This is a genomic window from Yersinia sp. 22-579 (assembly GCF_030433455.1).
Lineage (GTDB): Bacteria > Pseudomonadota > Gammaproteobacteria > Enterobacterales > Enterobacteriaceae > Yersinia > Yersinia enterocolitica.
On record NZ_JAUJTZ010000002.1, the window covers coordinates 23,475 to 46,284 of the forward strand.

Below are 22,810 nucleotides of genomic sequence, written 5' to 3' on the forward strand. Positions count from 1 at the left end.
GTTTTTTATAGTAGAATCAGTGGATTGCGCCACCGGCAATGTGCGAATCATGATCAATTTGTAAGGCGATGGAAATGGCCAGTTCCAACGCTATCACTACCGAATGCGCTGACATACTGGGCGCACCAGGATGATTGACTGCCTGCTCAGGTAAATAAGGGATATGAATGAAACCGCCCTTAATTTCGTCATTTGTCTGATGTAACCGATGCAATAACCCGTACATAACATGATTACAAACATAGGTTCCGGCAGTTTGGGATACGGAGGCCGGGATACCCGCTTCACGAATGCCCTGCACCATGGCTTTGATGGGCAAACGGGTGAAATAAGCCGCCGGGCCATTTTCGACAATAGGCTGATCGATTGGCTGATTCCCTAGATTATCCGCAATACGCGCATCATCGACATTAATAGCAACCCGCTCGATGCTGATATCAGCACGCCCCCCAGCCTGACCAATGGCTAACACCAGCACTGGCTGAATTTCATCTATCGCGGCATTCAGCGCTGTCAGCGCTTCGCCAAAAGCACAAGGTAATTGACGGGCCACCACTTTGACCCCACCTAGCATGAGATCATTTAATTGTTTAACCACTTCCCAGGAAGGATTAACCCGCTCGCCACCAAATGGCTCAAACCCGGTGATTAATACACTTTTCATCGCCTCTCCTAGAGGAACATCAGGAAATACAGTAAAAATACGTTAACAATCAAAAGAGTGATCCCGGTTGGGATCTGGGCTTTGATCACTGCATTTTTATCTGGCAGTTCCAATAATGCAGCAGGAACAATGTTAAAGTTGGCTGCCATTGGGGTCATTAGCGTACCGCAATAACCAGAGAACATGCCGATAGCGGCCATCACTGCTGGGTTACCACCATGTTGCAACACTAAAATAGGGATACCAATACCGGCGGTGACAATAGGGAAAGCCGCAAACGCATTCCCCATAATCATGGTGAGTACCGCCATGCCAATAGCATAGACTGCCACTGCAATAAAGCGATGATCTACCGCCAGATATTCCTGTGTCAGATGGGCAATCGCCGTCCCGACACCCGCAGTGGTAAATAGCAGGCCAAGTGTCGCCAGGATCTGCGGCAAGATAAATGCCCAACCGATAGAATCCAGTAACCGACGCGCTTCCTGCACCGGCTGAGCGGCAGTTTCGCGGGTCAGGAACACCGCAATCAGCAAGCCGAGCACACAGCCGACCGTCATCGAGAATAAAGTCACCAGAGTGGCATGGTTACCGGCACCAAATAACCACAGATCCAGAGCTGGAATATTATTAAACAGCAGCACGCCGATAACAGTAACAACCGGAATGGTCAGTGCCGGCAGGAATAATCGGTTACCGAGGCGCTTGGCGCTCACTTCGCGCTCTTGCTCGGTGCGCTGGTGATAACTCCCCAGTTTTACCCCACCGAAACCAGCAATTAACGCCATGATAATGACCACTACACCGACAGTGATATTCAGAACCCGTTTCTCATCTGGCCCTTCGCCCGCCAAGGTATTTGCCAGGCGATATGTCCAATCTCCGACCAGGAAAATCAGCCCGTACAACCCCCAAAACAGCCCGGTTGTTATACGGCGCGGGTTGGCTTTATCGCGAAATGACATCACGGCAACTATCAGCAATACGGCGCCAGCCAGCCAATATAAATATTGTTGTTGGAAAATCATTTGGCGTCCCCCTTGGTAGCCAGGGCAGACTGATTCAGTGCGGTTAATTCAGCAGCGAGATGTTTATCTAAACGTTGTAACCGGTATGCATGGATAAGGAAGGCACAGATAGCCGTCGGAATCCCCCACAAGGCAATATGCAGCGGTTCGGTTTGGATACCACCGGACTCCAGCATAAAGTTATGCATAAAAATGATGGCACCAAAGGCGACAAAAATATCTTCACCAAAGAACAGGCCAACGTTATCGGTTGCCGCTGACATGGCGCGCAGGCGATAGCGCACTTTCTCCGGCAACTCACCATAACGTGTCTTGGCAGCACCTTCTGCCATCGGGGCCAATAGCGGCCGGACCATCTGTGCATGACCACCAAGGCTGGTTAAACCCAGCGCTGCCGTGGCTTCACGAACAAACAGATACACAATCAATAAACGACCAGAAGTGGCACTTTTAATTTGTGAAATCCACGCCTGCGCCCGCTCTTTCAAGCCATGACGTTCAAGTAAGCCAATAACCGCCAGTGGCAGTAACAAAATCAAGGGCAGATTACGGGTATTCAGAAATCCTTCACCCAGTTTTTCTAAAATAGTGGCCATTGGCATCAGTGCCGCCAGACCGGTGATAACACCAGCGCTAATAACCACTAAGACTGCGTTTATGCGCAGTAAAAATCCTATTACAATCGCCGCGATCCCAATCAGCGGCCAAAGGTTTACCGTTTGTTCCAAGGTGACTCTCCTGTCCTAAAATAGAGTTATAAGTATCTAACTTATGATGCATTCCACCTGGGCCAGGCGGTTATGGTTTTTACTACCCAGTTATTGCGCCGTAACGGTGATATTTTCCTGCTGAAAACTGTCACGCAAACGGCGGGCAAAATTCAAAGCATGCACACCATCACCATGCACACAAACCGTGTCCGCCTGCACTGGCACCCAACTGCCATCACGCGCCTGCACCTGATGATGCTGCACCATCGCTAAGGTTTGTGACAAAGCCAAGTCGTCACTTTCAATTAATGCATCAGACTGACTACGGGGTACCAGCGTGCCATCGGATTGATAGCGGCGATCGGCAAACACTTCCTGGCGCGTCACCAAACCCGCTCGTTCACCCGCACGAATCAATGCGCTGCCAGCTAGCCCCACCAACCGTAATGTCGGGTCGACAGCCTTGACCGCTTGGGCAATAGCATCTGCCAGTAGCGGGTCTAGCGCCGCCTGGTTGTACAACATACCGTGAGGTTTCACATGCTGCATGATCCCCCCTTCTGCTTTCACGATGGCGGCCAGCGCACCGAGTTGGTAAACCACTTGGGCGTAAACTGTCTCAGGAGGTAACTGCATGGCCGTGCGGCCAAAGTTTTCGCGATCCGGGAAGCTCGGGTGTGCACCAATCGCAACGCCATACTCAATGGCCCAGCGCACCGACTGGCGCATGGTTTGAGCGTCGCCGGCATGAAAACCACAAGCAATATTGGCTGAACTGACCAATTGCAGCAGCGCCTGATCATTGGCACAGCCTTCACCTAAATCTGCGTTTAAATCCACCTTCATTTGGCCTCCGTGCATTTAGCCTCCACAGTATCGAACCCTTGCTGTAAGCCCCATTCAATCTGTTGCAGAAAATGTTGTTGTTCTGACTTGGCACGAAGTGCTTCTTCTACAGTACAGGGCACAAAATGCACCGATTCTCCGAGGCGAAGTTGTGCCAAATGGTAGAGATCAGCTTCAATCACACAGGCAATTCGCGGGTAACCGCCAGTAGTTTGCGCGTCAGCCATCAGCACAATGGGCTGGCCGTTATGCGGCACTTGCACCACTCCGGGCAATAAGCCGTGGGATAACATCTCGCGAGAAGTAGTACGCGTTAACTCGCGCCCGGTCAGGCGATACCCCATCCGGTTACTTTGCGGGCTGAGTTGCCAGGCTTCACGCCAAAAAGCGCCCTGAGAAACAGGGTCAAATTCATGATATTCCGGCCCTGGCACGGCACGCACACGGTTACCAAATAGCATTTGTTTAATGCCGACAGATTCACGCGGTAAACGTGTCGGTTTGCCTAATGGCAGACAGTCGCCTTCTTTAATAAGTCGCCCCTGATAACCACCAAAGCCCGCTTTCAGGTCTGTGCTGCGTGATCCCAGCATTTCCGGTACATCAATACCGCCAGAAATCGCCAGATAACTGCGCATGCCACGGTGCGGCACACTGAGTTTTAACTGCTGGCCCGGCTTGACCGGATAGCGCCACCCAGTCCAGAGCAGTTGATCACCCAACATCGCTTCACAACCCGCACCCGTTACCGCAATCCAGCCCGGTTGGGTAAACTCGGCGGTAAATTGGCCCAATGTAATTTCCAGACCAGCGGCCCCCGCCTCATTGCCCACCAGCATATTCGCCATACTCAGCGCCGGTAAATCGAGAGCTCCGCCCTGGCTGATGCCTAAGCGACGAAAACCACCACGGCCACTGTCTTGCACCGTGGTATAAATCCCTGAACGAATAATCTTCAGCATACGCCCTCCTTTGAAGGCAAGAAGCGCACATTATCACCAGGCCGCAACAAGGTTGGCGGCATCTCTAATGGATTAAACAATGCCAGCGATGTGCGGCCAATGAGTTGCCAGCCACCCGGCGTTGCCAGCGGATAGATACCGGTTTGGCTGCCCCCAATCCCGACAGAACCCGCAGGAACTACCAGACGTGGCTCAGCGCGCCGTGGTGTTGCCAGTTGTTCCGGCATGCCACCCAGATAGGAAAAACCCGGTTGGAAGCCAAGGAAATAGACGATATAACTCGCCCCTGCGTGGCACTCAACCACCTGACGTTCAGTCATACCGGTATGACGCGCCACCTCTGCCAAATCTGGCCCGGCTTCACCGCCATAAATCACCGGGATAGTGACATCACGCGATTCAGGCACTAATGACTCGCTCTCTTCCCACCAACGTTGCAGCCGTTCAATAGCATCCAACGCAGTATTGTCTGGATCTGCCAGCAATAGCGTCAGGTTATTCATTCCGGGGATGGCTTCAAGTACATCGGGATGATGAATCAGGCGATCAGCTAACCCCCAAATCCGTTGCTGACTTGCTAATGTAACCGGCGGTTCCAGCTCCAGAACTACCGCACTTTCTCCCAGTAAATAGCATCGAGCTCGTTGCACTCCCGTCCCCCTGATTAATTTCTAGCTTTCATTTTTTATATAAATACTCGTTATAAGTTTATATTTATGCGTTAGCGTCTGGTCGCTGTCAATAGAACTGAATTATCTAATAGCTATGAGCAATCACTAAACCTGGCGGAAAGGTCAATATTAACGTCTGAAAATGCTTATTTTTATAGTTTTTTCACCATAATAGGAGGGTTGATGCGATTTTTTTCTTATTTAGAATCAGAGTACAGCGAGAAGATATTCTTAAAAATCGTCGTCTTATCATTCATCCATAACCAGATGATGATTTTAAAAGGCCAGCAAGAGAATAAGACCTTGTTTTAAGTATGGTTTAATGATGCTTTGAGAAGGAGATATCAGGAGCAGGTTACGCACCGATACTGATTACCGGTGCATAATGTCACATTGGGTCAGGCTGGATTAGGGATATCGATAAAGATAACGTCAAGTTGATGATGGTTCGCGAGCCATTCACCTAATGCTTTAATACCGTAACGTTCCGTCGCATGGTGTCCTGCCGCATAAAAATTCACCCCCATCTCACGGGCAATATGAATTGTCTGCTCAGAAACCTCGCCAGTGATAAATGCATCAACACCAAATTCAGCCGCTTGCTGAATATATCCTTGCCCACCTCCGGTGCACCAGGCAATACGGCGTACATCTGTTGGTGCACGATCACCACAATGTAAGACCGGACGCTCCAGCAACTTTTCCAACCGTTCACGCAAAATGATCGCATTTAAGGGTGTATCAAATTCACCATAGGGTAATAGGGACTCAATTTCTCCCCGCACCCGAATCTCCAGTAACTTCGCCAACTGCGCGTTATTGCCCAATTCTGGATGTGCATCTAACGGCAAATGGTAACCATACAGATTAATATCGTTGGTCAGTAACGTTTTCAGTCGGTTACGTTTCATTCCCCGCACAACCGCCGGTTCGTTTTTCCAGAAATAACCGTGATGAACCAAGATAGCATCGGCCTGTTGCCCAACCGCCGCATCCAGCAATGCCTGACTGGCCGTCACGCCAGTCACTATGCGCCGAACCTCCTCACGCCCCTCAACCTGCAATCCATTGGGTGCATAATCCTGAAATGCCGAGGTATTCAGCTGGTTGTTGAGTAAAGCTTCCAGTTCTATATTGCGCATTTTATCAATCTCATTAAATACCCGTCATCTTTCAAGCTTCAGGTGTGTTGGCCGCTCTCGCTCGCCCGAATCACTTACCTGTGTAAGCTCATCGGGACTCCCTCCTTTGCCGCCTTCCTGCATCTTGAAATCTATAGGGTATGTCAAAAATATAAACGGGCAGTTAAAAACGACGACTATCACCTTGATCCATCAAGATAAAATCAACCCCCGTATCATTACCTTGAACTAGCTCGGTCGCAATCACTTTTCGCACATCCTGACCCTGTTGGAATGAGGGTTTGATATGGCTGATAATCACTGGCAAGCCTTTTAACGGTTGCCCTTCACCGCTGTATTTCTCAAGATTTTTCAATTCCTTCAGCAACCACTTGGGAGTCATGTGGCCGTACAACTTGCCATCATCCACCTCGTTCGGATAAGAAACTTCAATAATCATCCCTTTCAACTGCTGCTGTTTGACCTTTTCTGCTAATTTACGCCACACCGTGTCCAGATTTTTCGACTGCTCTACCTCATCCGGGCCCGTATCCCCAAAATAGGCAAAGGCCTCATTATTACGGGTGATAAGCAACATTGAAGAAGGCGATTTGTCATGGCTCAAAGGATACATCTCGCCGGTTAAACGGGTCAGTCCCAGGCTTAATGATTGAGCCGGACGTAGCAGTTGCATCCGGTAGGTGCCTAAACGCGTGCCACTGCCACTGTCGGTAAAATTGGGCCAGACGCGCCAGTTAAAATAGTAGTTTCTCAGTACATCGATAGTATCAGCTGAGGCATAAATGGTTTTTTTGCTGTCTTCTGGTGAGCCGATAATCAGGCCAGATACATGATCAAGATGGGCATGACTGATGAAATAGCTGTTAATACGCTGACGAAAAATATAGCCCTGCCGTGTCAACGGCGCAGCGATTTCATCCGTAATATCAGAGAAATTGCCTTTATCTAATGCCTTGGCTATCCCCGGCAGCACCGAACCGGCATCCAGCGCCAAATACACTGGCTGGCTATCATCACGTATCAGGTAAGACGTCAGGTTGCCATCACTGACGCCACCATCCACACCAAGTGCCACCACTTCAAACCCTGCCGCAGCCAGAGTACTATAAAGGCTAATCGAGAGAACCAACCCGGCGTTAAACAGCCTGTTACTGCGCTTATTAGTGCTGGTTTTACTGGCTGCCAATACTGGTTGAGTCGAAATATAGGTCAAAAACATGAAGGCTCCTTGTTGTTAGGGATCCTTGCTGCCATCCCGCTTAGCGGCTTCAAACGCCGCGAGTGTCGCCAATCTGGCTTGCTTATGGTCCACCAGCGGTGGGGGGTAATCCAATGATTGCTGTTGCCGCTCGGCCCAACGCCACGGCTGATGGATATCACTGTCTGGTACTGCCGCCAATTCAGGCAACCAGCGGCGAATAAACACGCCGTCTTGGTCAAAACGCTCACCCTGGGTAGTGGGGTTAAAGATACGAAAGTAAGGTGCGGCATCGGTCCCGGTAGAAGCAGCCCATTGCCAGCCGCCATTATTCGCAGCCAGATCACCGTCCAGCAGTTGCGACATAAAATAGCGTTCGCCTTGTCGCCAGTCGATAAGCAAATCTTTAACCAGAAAACTGGCGCTGATCATTCGCAGGCGGTTATGCATCCAACCGGTTTCATTGAGTTGCCGCATGGCTGCATCGACAATAGGATAACCTGTTCGCCCTTGCTGCCAGGCGATTAATTGCTGTTTGGAGTGATTCCATAGTACTGCATCAGTCCAACCAATAAAGGGATGATGCTGGCATAATCGTGGATAAGCTACCAATAAATGGCGATAAAATTCACGCCAGATCAATTCATTAAGCCAAATAAAAGCCCCGCCATCGGCATTTTCCAACACCTCCGGACACTCAGTACGCAGGCGATTAACACATTGACGGGGTGAGAGTATTCCCAGCGCAAGATAAGGTGACAAGCAACTGGTGCCCGCCACAGCGGGAAAATCACGTTGCTGTTGATAGTCCTGAACATCTTCGCGACAAAAACTACGCAAGCGCTGTAACGCCGCTTCTTCACCCGCCGGAAATAGCTGGCTGTCTACTGGTTGTTGCGGGTAATCAAACGGAGCCAAGAGCTGTGAGGGGATCACCGCTGCGGTGGTACGAGCTTTCGGGGCAGGGACACTGCGGCAATCACTCATCATTAAACGCTGGATAAAAGCACGGCGAAACGGAGTGAACACTTTATACATTTCATTATTACCCGTCAGGACACTGCCCGGCGGCAATAACACACTGTCATGAAAACCATGACAAGCAATCGCACGATGACTCAGCTTTGTCATCAATGCCTCATCGCGCATCCGCTCATTCAGCTCATACTGATGGTTATAAAATAGTGCATCCACTTGCTGTTGCTGACAAAAATCATCCAACCAGGTAATCGAATCCTTAAAATCATCACACTGATGATAGTGCAGTGGGATCGCCCGCGCAGCGAGTGCATCCTGTAGCAATTGCAGGTTTTGCAGCAAAAATGCGGCCTGCCGCGGTGCCATATCATGCGCAGCCCATTGTGCGGGGGTCGCAATAAACACCGCAATCACCGTCGCTTGTGGGTCCTGACACGCCGTATGCAATGCTAAGTTATCAGTGACGCGTAAGTCATTACGAAACCAGACCAGATGCGTTGCCATTGCTTATCCTTGCTCTGAGTAAAAAGTAAAATAGTGCTGACTGGCCAGATAGTCATTTGGAAACTCAATCATATAAGCTGTTATCTGGGCGATAGGCGCACTCAGGGGCAATTCACCTAAGCGATATTGGTCAATCAGTTGCGCTAGCGCCTGACGCTGAGTAGAGGTGAGATAAGGTCGGAAATAGCCCTGCACATGCATCAATACATTGGTATGGTTCGCCACTGTTGGAGAATGAGAGAGTAGCTGTAGCAAACGCTGGCGATACTCAGCGGTAAATTCAATCAGTGATGACCATTTATCCATTGACGCAATAAAAGGTCCAATTTCACGGTATTCCGGTTGTGAATGTGCCAATAACACTAATTTATAGCGACTATGAAACGCCATCAATTGGCCTCGAGTGATACCTGCTGCGCATAGTGCATCAAGTTCATCGCGCGCATGGCAATATGCAACACTCTGTTTCATCTGATTGTTTTGCGCCATCTCATTCTCCAGCAACTTTGCCATGTCGAACAATTTATTTCATCATAACAGCTGTCACTGAAAAGCCGTGGTATTGGTTGATATCTTTATATAAAAGTACCTTGTATGAGTCATAAACAGCTGGGCAATAAAAATGCCACTCAGAGTTAACTGAATGGCATGGTGAATTTATCTACCGCGCACTATCAATAGGCTTTATCACTACCCCGCATGCTGAATCGTGTTAGCCCACAGCCCGGCTATCTGCTGTTGCATTCGGTTATCCATCTGCCCAACCAAGCTGGATGTTCCATCGGAAACAGAGAAATTGTTCATATTATCAATCAAACCATCAACGGCCGAGTCTGTCAGGGCCTCATAACCACCAGGTGAGCCATTGCTCCCTTTATCACTGACGACAATCGCGGCACGTTTGTCATTAAAGTAATCATTAAAGGTGACTGAACCGACGCGCTCAAAATCGCCCTGTGCCGAATCATCAGCCACTGGCCGCCTGACCAAAATGGTTAAATTATTTTCACTGCGCTGGAGCCACAGGTCACGCCAACTGACATTATTAATCAGAATCTTATCTTCGCGGCTGATATCGGTAACTGCACAATCAATCACTGAGGTGCTGACGACAAAGCTATCAACCCCGTCCTGGCCTTGGAAGTTGTTCTTATAGCCGCCGAGCTCAAGAGTATCCTCACCGCCGCCGCCATAGAAATCACTGTATTTTGAAATAACATCGGCAATCAGATGATCATTCCCATCTCTGCCCATAATGATGCTCGAGTAGCCCATCAGTTTTATCGTATCGTTACCTTCATCTCCTGACGCGGTATTTTCATTCCCCAAAACGACACAGTGGTCATCGCCTTGCCCTAACTCAGCAACGTTAGCATTGCCCATCAGAACAACGTAATCCTGCCCTTGATCACCATTAACCTGATTATAGTTACCCGCCATGACGGCATAGTCGTCCCCAGCCCCCATGTTGGCAGTTCCAGCCTCGCCAAAGAGGAATGCTTTATCATTACCCGATCCCAGCTCGGCATGATTAATCCGCCCGGCAAGAACCGCAGTGTCTTCACCAGCCCCGCCAAACATCGTATTTTCACGGCCCATCAAAACGCCAGCATCATTGCCCTGACCACCGGTGAAGACATTGGAAATTCCGGTGCCATAGAAGGTATCGTCTCCCTGCCCCCCCCAGAAATTATTATTGTCGCCCAGATAGGCACCTAAGTCGTTACCATGCCCGCCGAAGGTGAAATTGTAATTCCCCAAGGACCAATTCAGGTCGCCATCGCCACGTAAAAATCCACTATTACGCAAGAAATCGAAAGTTTTTTCCTCCATATTAAGCAGATCTTGAGCCATATTCTGTTTCAGATTATCGACCATATCCACCATTTCAGTTTGCTTGTCTTTATTGAAGAGCGTGGCAAACAAGTTAGGTAAATTAAGGGAATTGAAACCAAATGGCTGATCTTTATTTCCCGCAGGTTGGGTAGTTGTGGATCCTAATCTATTAACAGTCGCTGTCTCATCGACTTCGGTTGGTGCCTTATCTTGCAAACCATGCGCTTGGGCGAAAGAGGTAATCGCATTTTCGCCCATATTTAAATTCGCTTTTAAGCCATTGAGTAATTTCTGCGGATCACTCAATACTTTCAGTTTCTCACCACCAAACTCAGCCACCACCTCGAGGATTTCTTTTAATATTTTTTCTCCATCGATAGCTTCGCCAGTACGGGAAATAATATTTCCCTCAGCATCATAATCAACGCCAAAAATATCACCTAACGTCATATCACTTTCGACTAACGATAATTTATGGAGTAACTTATTTTTAATCTGCCGTGGCAGATCCGTAGGGCTATAAGTCATCGTCGTTTTAACCCTGCCCGATTGGGTAACCTGCTGAGTACTGATAGCAAACAACGAACCCAAATTAATATCCATGATCGACTGGATATTATCGCCAAAAGTAAAGTTCCAGTTACTGTTGGTGACAATAATATCGGCCCCTTGGCCAGCGATAGCAATATTAAACACCATGGTGTCATTTAACTTGCGTAATTTATCTGCTTTAGTAGTTTTTGCTTGATTGCTATTTGTTGTAGCAGCTGGCTTGCTAATATATTCATTATATTTTTTGTTAAACATCATAGTAAAATCATGCTGCAAGCCACGACTACTACGAAAATCAATAGATCTATTAATCAGTTCAGGATCTATTTCAATCAGATTATTATAATCTACACTGCTGCTACTGTCTAACAGCGATAAATCGTTGAGATACTGCCTGGCGCTAGAGGGGGTCCATTGCTGATACTGGGCTTTCAGCCAATTATCACCATGCCCTTCATTGGCAATATCTTCAAGTGTTACGCAGATTCGTGTCGCACCATCAAATGGATTAACCAATGGCGGAGATAGCACAGTTTTTTCCGTCATAAATATCAGATCATTACTGTGACCATGGTTAAAGCTAATATTGCGGGTACCCATAAACACTTGTACGCCTTCAAAGGCCTGATAACCGCCAATATTAACGCTGTGTTTACTCATACCATCACCAATATGGACCATGATATTATTATCACCAAATACTAAGGTTTTAAATCCGCCATTGCCGACTTTTATCCCTAGATTTGAGGTGCCCCAATTGATCGAGGTAAATTCATCATCACCAATCTGAATATTGATATTACCAGAGTAACTTACCGCCTGATCTTTATCCGTTGATTGAGGGGCAGTTTCAATCCTTGGTTTTGTTTCCGGCGGGGTAAACTCTTCAGTATTACGGCCAATAGCCCCCGTCGCGGGTAAATCAACGGCCTTGGCCCCAATGCGATGAAGATCAATTTCAGATTCATTCACATTGTTATTGACGCTTTCGGAACGAGTCACTATCTCCCCATCTTGATTAAAGCTAAATTTAACTTTATCTTCGCTTGCTTTATGCCTGAAATTACCATCAGTATCCTCGGTTAATTTACGCCCTTGCGCATCAATAAGAATACGAGAACTGCGTGCGGCAACTTCAGTATGGATATCTCTATTATCTAATTCTCTCAGCAACGATTGGGCAAAGCCTTGCTGTTTATCCTTATTGACCAGTGAGCACCCTACCAGGCTAATATAATTTGGCGAACTTTTGATGCGATAATCACTATCTATTTTATCTTTAAAAGATTTAACTCTTGTGGCTAAGCCAGAAGCAGAGTCATTAGCCATGGTTTGATTACCTTGACCATTATTGTTATCACGCCCATGGCCAACTAACTGCCAGCGGATATTACCTTGTAATGAAGTCGGATCACCCGATATCACTCGGTACTGCCCATCGGAATCAAGCTGAACCAAAATAGAACCTGGGTGTTTAGCCGCTAAATTAGCCGCCGCTTCAGCAACAACAGGGTCATTTTCTAATTGGACAATAATTTGGGAATGGTAGCGAGTGGTACTGTTCGTCTGACCATCCTTCACTGTACTATTATCCCATTCATTGACTTTTAGGGGGTTATAAACATCATCACCCAAAGTTTTTAAGCGGGATAATGGTATAGTTAATACTTCTTCAGCTTGCCCCTGAGGATGATTATTAACGAACCGAACACTGTCTTGGTTCGCAATCATAAGCAAATGTCTATTGCCCTTTAATTTATTTATATTACCAATGTAGGGGGTTAGTTTATTGGTGGCGCTAGCAATATCAGATTCCTGCACCTGAATACGGTGCGTGAAACTATTTTTTTTATCTGATAATTCAATCGTCACTGAGTCTACATTTAAATTATTATCAGCATCTTTACGTGTGGTAAAGTCAACTACCTTGCCATTGGTTTTTTTATCAAACTTAAATACAGCCCCGGAATTCTTAAACTCATTGACTATAAACGCGTTCTTACCTTTGTGCCGTAAATCCCAAACACCTTCAATTTTTTGAATTTCTTCATTTGATGTAAATATATTATATTCCATAGAAATACGCTCATTTTTCGTATTTTTCAACGTATACGAGTTTCTATTCTTCGTAAAACTATCCATAAATTTTTTAAATGACTCATAATCATGAAATGAAACACCACCATAATTAGGTTCGAAGAAAGACCAAACATGCCCACCTTCTTTTTTATTAATAACAATAGACATAGCATGATCTGTAGATATCATTGAAACAAATGTATCTTCTTGCGGTTTTTTTAGCTTCCCCATCGTGTATTCATAACCACCTTCAAATGCATCAAGAGCATCACCTATATTCAGAGATTTTAATCCATACTTTGCTAACTCCCCACCATAATCCTTATTAGCTTCGATATTTTGAAGTGTAAACTGCTTAGCCATCTGTGCACAGATATCTCCAGAACTCGCTGTCTCACCTAAATGGCTTAATAGTCTCTCATCAAAACCTGGCTTTTTTGTTAAACCATATGAGGCCATATATTTATTCAAACCACTAAGGTAGATTTTAGTATTAACTTTGTCTTTCTTATTGCTAACCTCGTAATTATATATATCATCAATAATATCTTTATGCGTGTAAAAAAACTGACTATATTGCAATTTTAAAGTACTTATTAAATCTATCTCTCTTGTTTTTTTATCATAATCACGGGAAATGCTATCATACAGTTTTCTAACATCACCATTAACAATACTTTTAGTATTTTTAGTATTCGACTCACTCAGACTTTCAATATAAGAAAAATATTTTTTCGCGCCCCCTAGGCCATAATTACGAGCTACAATCATATTTTGGGCTGACAATCCGAAACAAATGCCAGAGAGCAGATCTACTGCACCTTTGCCGCTTCCATTCGTCACATGCTGCTTACTTAGATTATAAATATCCACCTTTCTCGGCCATATTATTGCACTTCCTTGCGTGAAACCGAAAGATAGCTCTTTATCATGTTTGTTATAAACATATTTACCCATCATTTTCTTACGTGCCAAATTCATCAAATAAGATGAATGGTGAGCTGTAGGGAGTGGCGAGTTAGATATGCTTACATAGTCAGTATTGCTGTTTGCAGTAGCCCTTAACGGCGAGATACTTGCTATATTCGATTTACCCGTAGCAAGACCGTTTGCCGCCGAACTATTGGATATTTTATTGGTGATTCTCCCATCAGCCACAGCCATAGGATGGCTGTCAGATATAATACTTTCATCTGGAGAGATAGCAGCATCAGAGACGACTTTAACATCGGTGTGGTAAGCTTTTTGGCCTTGCTTCAGACCGCTGCCCTTAGCTTCCTTTCTATCATTTGGCGTATCACCTTCACTGCGTTGAACGCTTTTGGCTTTTTTTGACGCCTTTTCTGCCTCGTTATTAGCATTATTAAGATGGTCATCACCACGACGTTGAGCGCTATCGACGCCTTTTAGCGCTTTTCTATGCGCTTCATACGCCTCGTTATTCTGTTGCTGAGCGTCTTTTTTTCTTTTGCCGGCCTCTAACTGAGCAGTAGCTTGTTCAGTATTAGCTCTCTCTTTATCCTGCTCACCTTTTGCCAGGGCAGATTCAGACCGAGCAACCGCTTCATTCACCCTGGATGTGTACTCATTAACTTTAGCTTGGGAGTTATATATATTTTCATGCGCGCTGTTAACTGATTTATTCAGTTTTTCGTTGATATCCTGCAAAAATTTTCCGGCAAAGTATTGTCGGTAGCCTTCGCCCGTTTCTGTATTTTCATCAGCAGAAATATTACTAATACTCTGAGCTATTTTTTGTTGCTCAGTTAATAACTCATTTGCCTGTTGCTCCATTTGTTTCTGGTATTCTGCACCGGTGGTTGCCAATTCTGCTTTATCCGTGCTCTCTAGTTGCGACTGGATAACAGATGCATTTGCCGTGTGTTTTTCCTGATGGCGTTGAAGCTGCCGACTATCCTCCTCTGCCCGCTTTTTATCGCCATCAACTTTATTCTCAATATCAGAATGCGCAGTAGAACCCTGAATATCATTGCGTATTTCCGTATTATCAGAACCACCTAATGCCTTTGATGCATTATTTTTTACACTCTCTAAGTTGGGTGCATCTATATTAGTAACATTATCGCTTTTAGCATTAAAATCATAAGACGCACTCCCAGAATCAAACTTTCCACTGACCGCAGTCTCATTTAAGTTGAAACCATTAATATTATTGACCTCTGGTAAATTAAAGCCACCATGGCCATTACTGAATCCCGTCGTCTGCCCTTCATTACCATTAACCAGATAGTCAATTGCCTGACTACCAGTCCGGCCCAGTAGATTTTGTTTTATATTACCAAATAGTGCTGATAACTTATTACTCTGAGTGTTACTGGAGGCCACAGATAAATTATAATAATCTCCATTACCCACTTTAACAGAAACATTATTACGCCCATAGGTTGCCACAACAGACAAGCCATCACCAATATTAATATTAACATTAGCTTTACCCTTCATCACGGCAACATGTAACCCATCACCCACCTTGGTGTTAATATTATATTTACCCCAGGCGGCATTCACTGAAGTGCCATCGCCGACTTTAGTGTTGATATTGGTATCACCATAAACAGCGGTAACATTCAATCCATCACCAACATCTGTTGTTACATTCACTTTCCCTTTAGCTACCGTTATTTTTTGCCCCTTACCGACGGTAGTAACAATATTGTTATCTGCCAATAATATATTATAAGCATCTCCATCCCCCACTTTCGTCACAACATTATTATCGGCCTTTGCCACAACCACATTTCTGCCGCTACCAACCGCAGTAATAACATTCTGTTTACCCCATGCGAAGGTATAATTATCAATATCCCCCACAGCACTGATAATATTAGCATCACCTTTTGCCACGGTGACTTCCTGCCCCTTTCCTACTCGGGTAATAATATTGCCTTTACCTTTGGCGAAATTATAGCGTTCCCCATCACCAACCTGTGTAATGATATTAAACTCTCCCCATACCGCGTTGATACCAACACCATCCCCCACCTTACTAATAATATTCCCTTTTCCTTTAGCAATACCAATGGTCAAACCATTACCAACATGGGTCATAATATTGCCGGTTTGGGAAATTAATAAACCGATAGTGGTATCATCACCCACCTTAGTGAGAATATTACCTTTTCCGTGCAAGGCAACGGCGGTGACGCCAGTGCCCACATGTGTGATCACATTTCCTTCAGCTTTTGCCAAAACTCCCATAAAACCATCACCGACTTTAGTAATGATATTCCCTTTCGCTAAAGCTATTCCACCAGTCACACCGTTACCAATATGGGTCATAATGTTGGCTTTGCCGACCATAATAGCGAGTGCAGTGCCATCGCCAACCTTGGTCATTACATTCAACTTACCAATGAATATACCAATACCTATAGCTTCATTTTTATGATTATTTATCTGAGAATAAATATTAGCATTGCCAACCATGACGCCAACCGTTAAGCCAGAACCTACTTTGGTAAATATATTCGCCTTTCCGATCATTAACGCAAAAGTTTTCCCATTACCAATATGGGTCATCACATTGGCAACACTGATCATAGCTGCTAATGTCGTGCCATTACCCACTTTAGTGAGAATATTCCCCCCTTTAGCCAGCATTAAAGCAAAGGTTTGGCCATCACCTACTTGGGTTAAAATATTTCCTTTGGCAATCATTAAGGCTAAAAGATCACCGTCACCAACCTTCGTTATCACATTCCCCAAAGCAGCCATTAATGCATAGGTATCACCATTGCCAATCTGGGTCATAATATTACCGGCGGCAAGCATAGCTGCAATCGTGGTTCCATCACCTACTTTAGTATAGATATTTCCACCGCCAGCCATCACACCTAAAGTCTGACCATCCCCCACATGAGTAAATATATTCCCTAAGCCAAACATAATACCGTTAGTGTTGCCATCACCGACTTTGGTTAGAATATTGCCACCACCTAACATGATTGCATCGGTCTTACCGTTACCAACATGGGTTAATACATTCAAGCCACCGGCTAGAATAGCCTGCATATCGCCGCGGCCTTTCTTAGTCACAATATTGGCCGCAGCTACAGTAATAACCATTGTCCTGGCAGAATGTTCATCATCGCTAATATGGGTGATGATATTCCCCAAGCCAAGGGCCACGATGGTCAAATCGCCCTGGCCAATGCTGGTTACCACATTGCCGCCGCCACCAACAACAGAAAACAGTGATCCCTGCCCTTTTTTGGTCAGCACATTTAAACCACCAGCAGCAATCCAGAAAGCTTCTCCATCGCCAATTTGAGTATGCGTATTTAATCCACCTAGCATCTTCACAATACTATTTCCAGCACCACTGTGGACAGAAATATTACCCAAAGCGATCAGTGTTACATCATATTGACCACTGCCGATACGCACCATGACATTAACCGCACCGCCAGCGTTAACTTTCATATCCCCTTTTTGACTTTTATGCACTAATACATTAGCCAACCCACCGCCGTTAAATGTCAGGTTACCTTCACCGCCACTCTTAACAATAATATTGGCTATCCCGTCACCGGTAAAATCGGTATTACCTTTAACTGCTGCATGGGTGATGATATTTGCTGCACCGCAACCTTTAAAAGTAACATTTCCAGTAAAAACATCAGACTCGATAACATTGGCAATACCGCCGCCGTCAAAGTTTATATCATCACTTGAGTTAATTAAGTTCATATTTGTGATATTTGATACTGCATTAGGTTCTAGTCTATTTAATTTTTTATCTACCATAACCTCTTTATCAATGTTATATGAAACACTGTCAATACTCGGTACATTGGCTATGTCCACAACGCGTTTATACCGACCAATATCAGTAGAGCCAGTACGTTCTACTAATCCATCAGGAATTTTATTTATTTTAGCGTTGCGCCTAAAAAACCGTCCTCTTGGTACGGAACCTTGATGTTGATAAGGTATAATTTTCATTCCCTGACAGGGTGTCAATATCGTCTCACCGTCAATATTGACACGCGTATAAGCATCACTTATTATAATTTCATAAATATAATTTTTACTCACAAAATAATAAGCACCTGGCTTGCCTATTGATTTGATTGCCGAGAGTGAGTTACCATCTGAAAGCTTAATTGCATTTAATGTTAAATTATCCTTTTTTAAAAGTAGTTCATCTTCATATTTCAACAGTATGCTGTCTCCTCCAAACCATTCTTTCGGCAGTTCACATGAATAATAACTTACTATCTTTGTTTCTTTAACCTTATAATTAATATCAACCAACTCAGGCTTTTCGTTACTAATAACATTACGCCATTTTTTACGGGTATAATCATAAGCTTTTGAAAAATTATTCATTTCAGCCTTGATGTCTCCTGTTTCTTTATCAACAAACAGGGTCACTCTAATGGTATCAGTATATTCTCTACCATTATGGGTATACCATCTTTTATAGACATATTTGCCATTCTCTTTTGTAGCCGATACTGGATCTGATATAAAACTATTAGAGATATTTTTAATGCGGGCACTACCTAATACAATATCGTCTAATATTAACTTGCCATTAGTACCATAGCCTTTTGATTTACGAGTAATTTTATTATATGCACCTATAGCAAAAATATTCATGCTGCCACTGTTTCCAGTGTGGTTTATAATATTAGCACCAGCAACTACAGTGGCATCAATATCACCGTCTCCCTCCTTATTAATATTCATTGCCCCTGCTGCACCTTGCACGGTTAATGCCCCAGTAGTATCTAAAACTTCCAGATATGCGGCTCCTCCTTTTATCGTATCATCACCGCTCCCAGCTTCGACCTTTGCAGCAATAGATCCGACCAAAATATCATCATCTCCGCCACGGGCATATATCATTCCACCAAGGCCGATCGCATCAATATCATTATTACTATCATCGCCATTATAAACACCGGTAAAAAAATACTCTGCACTTCGATTAGATGCTTTACTCATGATATATCCTTATTAAGTTAAATTTTAAACCACTGAACCCTGGGTTTAGCTAAAGAATTTTGTTTATTAGGTTGCCCCCGGATAGCACACACCCTTTCTCCCTTTCTGGAAGAAAGTATATTCCTGCGCAAATCAGTTGCCATCATCTTTGCATGACCATAGGGCGCGATCATTTCTGGGAAAAACATATTACTGCCAGACTGCCAATCTTCTTTTCTAATATCACGCTCACCTGACAGTATTTCGTTCATGTTTTTTTTAGATAAAAATGCCCAATTGCAAAATGCAAGTGGATTGCCATGTTCGTCTGTATAATAACGAAATTGGTTTAACGTAATTGCTGGATAAATTTGCTGATACCACTCCGAAACCAAATAAGCTCTATGCAACGGAGAACGCTGTGTTAACAGCATTACTCCGCCCATTATTTCTTGTATTTCGGATGATTCTAGCAATAGGACTTTATTATCACCTTGAATCACCAACTTACATCTCCATTGATTGATATTTTATTTTTTGTTTTTTTCTCCATTGCTTTCAATTACCAGCTGCCCCTCCTCATTTCTTTCCTCATTACAACCAGTCGGTAATAAATTGGCATTCATCATATTCTCAATTTCCTGCTGCATTCGCGGATCTTCCAGCATATTTTTTACCATTGAGACCATATACATGAAGCCCGATGCTGGCATATGAATAACCTGTTTTAATTCAAGCTCGTTATCGTTTTCAGCCGCAATACCCTTTGCCATTTGCTGCTGATTTTGACTAACAAAGTAGAGAGAAAAAATACCTTTGTTATAGTTGACTAACGATGTTGTTTGTACGTAAGTTTCCATATTTCATCCATATCAGATTAATTAATAATATTAATGTTAATTAGCTAACCATACCTAGCAAGGTTATGATGCATGATAAGGGGGCCTGGCTGAATGGATGAAAAATAGATAATAATGATATTAATTAAATCAAATCATATTAGTTTGATATTTAAATCGATATTTAAATCGATATTTAATATGGATATTTCAATACTCACGGGCCAATCAAAAAAAGCCCGTGAGCACATGATGCTCACGGGCCTTGCGTTAACTTATTTTTACCAATACCGTTCAGCTATTCCTCTAAACGGGTAATTGCATTTTATCTCAGTAAAAATATTGTGGTGCCGTTTCTGACTGTGCTAACCACACCGGTTTATCACTGGTTTTGACCCAGACACGGTGCAAATAGCTATAAAAACGGGCGCGATCCTTGCGAAATAGCATGACAGGCAGCGCCAATAACCCCACCAGAATCACAGCGATACGACGCAAGATCACTTGATGTAATGGGTATGCGTTGTAAATGGACATGATAACCCTCCTTTAAAACGCCTTTGTGTAACAGCTAACCCTATTAACCGCAGGCCTATTACCGCTTGGCGTTGAAAGTAAAATAAACAAATTGGAAACTGAACAAAATTTTACCGCATTGGTTGAAACTTTACCACTCATCCGACCACTCAATCGCACAAAAAAAGAAAAAAAATACCCATTCTGTAATTTTGTTACAGCAAAGTTAATCGCAATTTATAATTTGTTGCACTGGCGTTACTGGCAATTTATCAATTAGAAAACTGGGTGTATTTACCCAAGGAATATCTACTCCGCTAACTCAATTGAATACTGCACACCGCCATTGAGTAATTTACACTCTTTTTTCGGTTATTTTTTGCTCGTTTTTATACTTTTTTTACACGCCTTCCCATTTTTTTATCAAGAACTTTTCTTACAACTTCCTAAGCTGTTGTTATCAAAAACTGAGTTATCAAAAAACTGAGTTATCAAAAACTGGGTTATCAAAAACAAGACCTGTGGAGGTATATCGTGAGTGTCAGCATCATTTGTGGTGGATTGCTGGTTCTGCTGCTACTGGGCTATCTGGTTTATGCCTTATTTAATGCGGAGGACTTTTAAATGGCGGCATCAGGATTTCTGCTTATCGCCAGCTTTATGCTGGTGTTGTTGGTGCTAGCCCGTCCATTGGGAAGTTTTCTGGCACGCCTTATTGAAGGCGACCCCTTTATGCCATTGCAAAAAATTGAGGCCGGTTTATGGCGTTGTAGTGGTGTAAAAAATGTCGAGATGAACGGCTGGCAATATGCGCTGGCTATTCTCCTGTTTAATATTCTGGGCATTGCGCTGCTGTTCGCATTGTTAATGATGCAAGGTTCATTACCCCTGAATCCGGAAAATATGCCGGGGATGTCGTGGCATCTGGCACTGAATACGGCGGTCAGTTTTGTGACTAACACCAACTGGCAAGCCTATAGCGGTGAAAATACCCTCAGCTATCTCAGCCAAATGGCCGGCCTGACCGTACAGAACTTCCTCTCTGCCGCCACCGGTATTGCGGTTGCTTTTGCACTGATTCGTGCATTTGCCCGTCATTCGGCAGCCACCTTAGGTAATGCCTGGGTCGATTTGGTGCGCATCACGTTATATGTCTTATTGCCGATTGCACTGATCATCGCTCTGATTTTTGTCAGTCAGGGAGTATTACAAAATCTGGATGGCTACCTGCATATCACCACATTGGAAGGCGTAAAACAGACCTTACCGATGGGGCCAGTGGCCTCACAAGAAGCAATAAAAATGCTGGGAACCAATGGGGGGGGCTTCTTTGGTGCCAACTCTGCCCATCCGTTTGAGAACCCGACGGCATTTAGCAACTTTGTCCAGATGCTGGCTATCTTCCTCATCCCCTGTGCCCTGTGCTTCGCTTTCGGCCAGGTGGTTGGGGATACCCGCCAAGGCCATGCGCTTATCTGGGCTATGTCACTGATTTTTGTGGTGGCGGTAGTGGTGGTGATGTACGCCGAGCTGGCCGGTAACCCCCATCTCATCAAGCTGGGCGCGGACAGCAATATCAATATGGAAGGTAAGGAATCACGCTTCGGTATTCTCGCCACCAGCATGTATGCCGTAGTCACCACCGCAGCATCTTGTGGTGCGGTTAACGCCATGCACGACTCCTTTACCGCGCTAGGTGGCATGGTGCCGATGTGGCTGATGCAGATTGGCGAAGTGGTGTTTGGCGGCGTCGGTTCTGGTTTATACGGCATGCTGTTATTCGTGCTACTGACGGTGTTTATTGCCGGACTGATGATTGGCCGCACCCCAGAATACCTTGGTAAAAAAATTGACGTTTTTGATATGAAAATGACCGCGCTGGCGATTCTGGTCACGCCCGCAGTTGTGCTGCTTGGCACCGCACTGGCACTTTGCACCGATGCTGGCCGCGCAGGCATTCTGAACCCCGGCGCACATGGCTTTAGTGAAGTGCTCTACGCCCTCTCCTCAGCAGCCAACAACAACGGCAGCGCCTTCGCGGGCCTGAGTGTCAACACACCGTTTTATAACCTGTTGCTGGCTGCGGCGATGTTTCTGGGGCGATTCGGGGTGATTTTGCCAGTGTTGGCAATTGCCAGCTCCTTGGTGGCGAAGAAACGCCAACCGGCGGGCAACGGCACCCTACCGACTTCGGGGCCACTGTTTATCGGCTTGCTGGTGGGCACCGTGTTATTGGTGGGCGCATTGACCTTTATTCCAGCACTGGCCTTAGGCCCGGTCGCCGAACATCTTCAAGTTTGGTTAACACGTTAATTATTTTAACAAAAAGAGAG

Annotated in this window: 16 protein-coding genes; 2 read left to right on the forward strand and 14 right to left on the reverse strand. The window is 45.0% G+C overall.

The features are described 5' to 3' along the window. Positions 1 to 16: 16 nt before the first annotated feature. The 14 genes from pcp to QSV56_RS02490 all read right to left on the reverse strand — a co-directional run bounded on the left by pcp (position 17) and on the right by QSV56_RS02490 (position 20,498). On the reverse strand, positions 17 to 664 hold the full coding sequence (gene pcp / locus QSV56_RS02425) for a pyroglutamyl-peptidase I (RefSeq protein WP_019081145.1): 648 nt from the start codon (positions 662 to 664) through the stop codon (positions 17 to 19). 8 nt (positions 665 to 672) lie between these two features. Beyond that, positions 673 to 1,692, reverse strand: a complete 1,020-nt coding sequence (locus QSV56_RS02430) for a DUF979 domain-containing protein (RefSeq protein ID WP_013649508.1) — start codon at positions 1,690 to 1,692, stop codon at positions 673 to 675. Further along, complete coding sequence (locus QSV56_RS02435; protein ID WP_011816814.1) at positions 1,689 to 2,420, reverse strand: DUF969 domain-containing protein; 732 nt, start codon at positions 2,418 to 2,420, stop codon at positions 1,689 to 1,691. Before QSV56_RS02435 ends, QSV56_RS02430 begins: the two co-directional genes overlap by 4 nt. Positions 2,421 to 2,510: 90 nt before the next feature. Further along, positions 2,511 to 3,248 carry a 5-oxoprolinase subunit PxpA gene (gene pxpA, locus QSV56_RS02440; protein ID WP_019082675.1) on the reverse strand — a complete coding sequence of 246 codons (738 nt, stop codon included), beginning with the start codon at positions 3,246 to 3,248 and terminating at the stop codon, positions 2,511 to 2,513. Next, entirely contained in the window at positions 3,245 to 4,210 is a 966-nt protein-coding gene (pxpC, locus tag QSV56_RS02445) for a 5-oxoprolinase subunit PxpC (protein WP_019081148.1), read from the reverse strand. The genes pxpA and pxpC overlap by 4 nt, the downstream gene beginning before the upstream one ends. Further along, positions 4,204 to 4,860, reverse strand: coding sequence for a 5-oxoprolinase subunit PxpB (gene pxpB, locus QSV56_RS02450; protein WP_046051332.1), 657 nt, complete (start codon positions 4,858 to 4,860; stop codon positions 4,204 to 4,206). Before pxpB ends, pxpC begins: the two co-directional genes overlap by 7 nt. A 419-nt stretch (positions 4,861 to 5,279) precedes the next feature. Continuing rightward, positions 5,280 to 6,023, reverse strand: a complete 744-nt coding sequence (locus QSV56_RS02455; RefSeq protein WP_019081151.1) for a type 2 GTP cyclohydrolase I — start codon at positions 6,021 to 6,023, stop codon at positions 5,280 to 5,282. Positions 6,024 to 6,186: 163 nt separating this feature from the next. After that, positions 6,187 to 7,242, reverse strand: coding sequence for an MBL fold metallo-hydrolase (locus QSV56_RS02460; protein WP_046695305.1), 1,056 nt, complete (start codon positions 7,240 to 7,242; stop codon positions 6,187 to 6,189). A 15-nt stretch (positions 7,243 to 7,257) separates the two neighbouring features. Further along, entirely contained in the window at positions 7,258 to 8,703 is a 1,446-nt protein-coding gene (gene phrB / locus QSV56_RS02465; protein ID WP_046051335.1) for a deoxyribodipyrimidine photo-lyase, read from the reverse strand. A 3-nt stretch (positions 8,704 to 8,706) separates the two neighbouring features. Then, the gene (locus tag QSV56_RS02470) at positions 8,707 to 9,192 is read right to left on the reverse strand and encodes a YbgA family protein (RefSeq protein WP_046051336.1); all 486 of its coding nucleotides are present in this window, start codon (positions 9,190 to 9,192) and stop codon (positions 8,707 to 8,709) included. A gap of 201 nt (positions 9,193 to 9,393) precedes the next feature. Further along, entirely contained in the window at positions 9,394 to 19,143 is a 9,750-nt protein-coding gene (gene rtxA / locus QSV56_RS02475; protein WP_301210575.1) for an MARTX multifunctional-autoprocessing repeats-in-toxin holotoxin RtxA, read from the reverse strand. A gap of 17 nt (positions 19,144 to 19,160) precedes the next feature. After that, positions 19,161 to 19,625, reverse strand: a complete 465-nt coding sequence (locus QSV56_RS02480) for a toxin-activating lysine-acyltransferase (protein WP_227747482.1) — start codon at positions 19,623 to 19,625, stop codon at positions 19,161 to 19,163. Between the two features lie 27 nt (positions 19,626 to 19,652). Beyond that, positions 19,653 to 19,982, reverse strand: a complete 330-nt coding sequence (locus tag QSV56_RS02485; RefSeq protein WP_046051337.1) for a hypothetical protein — start codon at positions 19,980 to 19,982, stop codon at positions 19,653 to 19,655. A 309-nt stretch (positions 19,983 to 20,291) separates the two neighbouring features. After that, positions 20,292 to 20,498, reverse strand: coding sequence for a YbfA family protein (locus QSV56_RS02490; protein ID WP_005163391.1), 207 nt, complete (start codon positions 20,496 to 20,498; stop codon positions 20,292 to 20,294). Positions 20,499 to 21,011: 513 nt separating this feature from the next. On the opposite strand from QSV56_RS02490, the gene QSV56_RS02495 reads away from it, so the two are divergent. Beyond that, entirely contained in the window at positions 21,012 to 21,101 is a 90-nt protein-coding gene (locus QSV56_RS02495; RefSeq protein WP_019081162.1) for a K(+)-transporting ATPase subunit F, read from the forward strand. Then, entirely contained in the window at positions 21,102 to 22,790 is a 1,689-nt protein-coding gene (gene kdpA, locus QSV56_RS02500; RefSeq protein WP_019081163.1) for a potassium-transporting ATPase subunit KdpA, read from the forward strand. It begins immediately after the preceding gene. Positions 22,791 to 22,810 lie beyond the last annotated feature (20 nt).

What these genes read in the sequence shown, in the direction of transcription:
- pcp (WP_019081145.1), bottom strand. Translation starts at nt 664, where the DNA reads ATGAAAAGTGTATTAATCACCGGGTTTGAGCCATTTGGTGGCGAGCGG.
- QSV56_RS02430 (WP_013649508.1), bottom strand. Translation starts at nt 1,692, where the DNA reads ATGATTTTCCAACAACAATATTTATATTGGCTGGCTGGCGCCGTATTG.
- pxpA (WP_019082675.1), bottom strand. Translation starts at nt 3,248, where the DNA reads ATGAAGGTGGATTTAAACGCAGATTTAGGTGAAGGCTGTGCCAATGAT.
- pxpC (WP_019081148.1), bottom strand. Translation starts at nt 4,210, where the DNA reads ATGCTGAAGATTATTCGTTCAGGGATTTATACCACGGTGCAAGACAGT.
- QSV56_RS02455 (WP_019081151.1), bottom strand. Translation starts at nt 6,023, where the DNA reads ATGCGCAATATAGAACTGGAAGCTTTACTCAACAACCAGCTGAATACC.
- QSV56_RS02460 (WP_046695305.1), bottom strand. Translation starts at nt 7,242, where the DNA reads ATGTTTTTGACCTATATTTCGACTCAACCAGTATTGGCAGCCAGTAAA.
- phrB (WP_046051335.1), bottom strand. Translation starts at nt 8,703, where the DNA reads ATGGCAACGCATCTGGTCTGGTTTCGTAATGACTTACGCGTCACTGAT.
- QSV56_RS02470 (WP_046051336.1), bottom strand. Translation starts at nt 9,192, where the DNA reads ATGGCGCAAAACAATCAGATGAAACAGAGTGTTGCATATTGCCATGCG.
- rtxA (WP_301210575.1), bottom strand. Translation starts at nt 19,143, where the DNA reads ATGAGTAAAGCATCTAATCGAAGTGCAGAGTATTTTTTTACCGGTGTT.
- QSV56_RS02485 (WP_046051337.1), bottom strand. Translation starts at nt 19,982, where the DNA reads ATGGAAACTTACGTACAAACAACATCGTTAGTCAACTATAACAAAGGT.
- QSV56_RS02490 (WP_005163391.1), bottom strand. Translation starts at nt 20,498, where the DNA reads ATGTCCATTTACAACGCATACCCATTACATCAAGTGATCTTGCGTCGT.
- kdpA (WP_019081163.1), top strand. Translation starts at nt 21,102, where the DNA reads ATGGCGGCATCAGGATTTCTGCTTATCGCCAGCTTTATGCTGGTGTTG.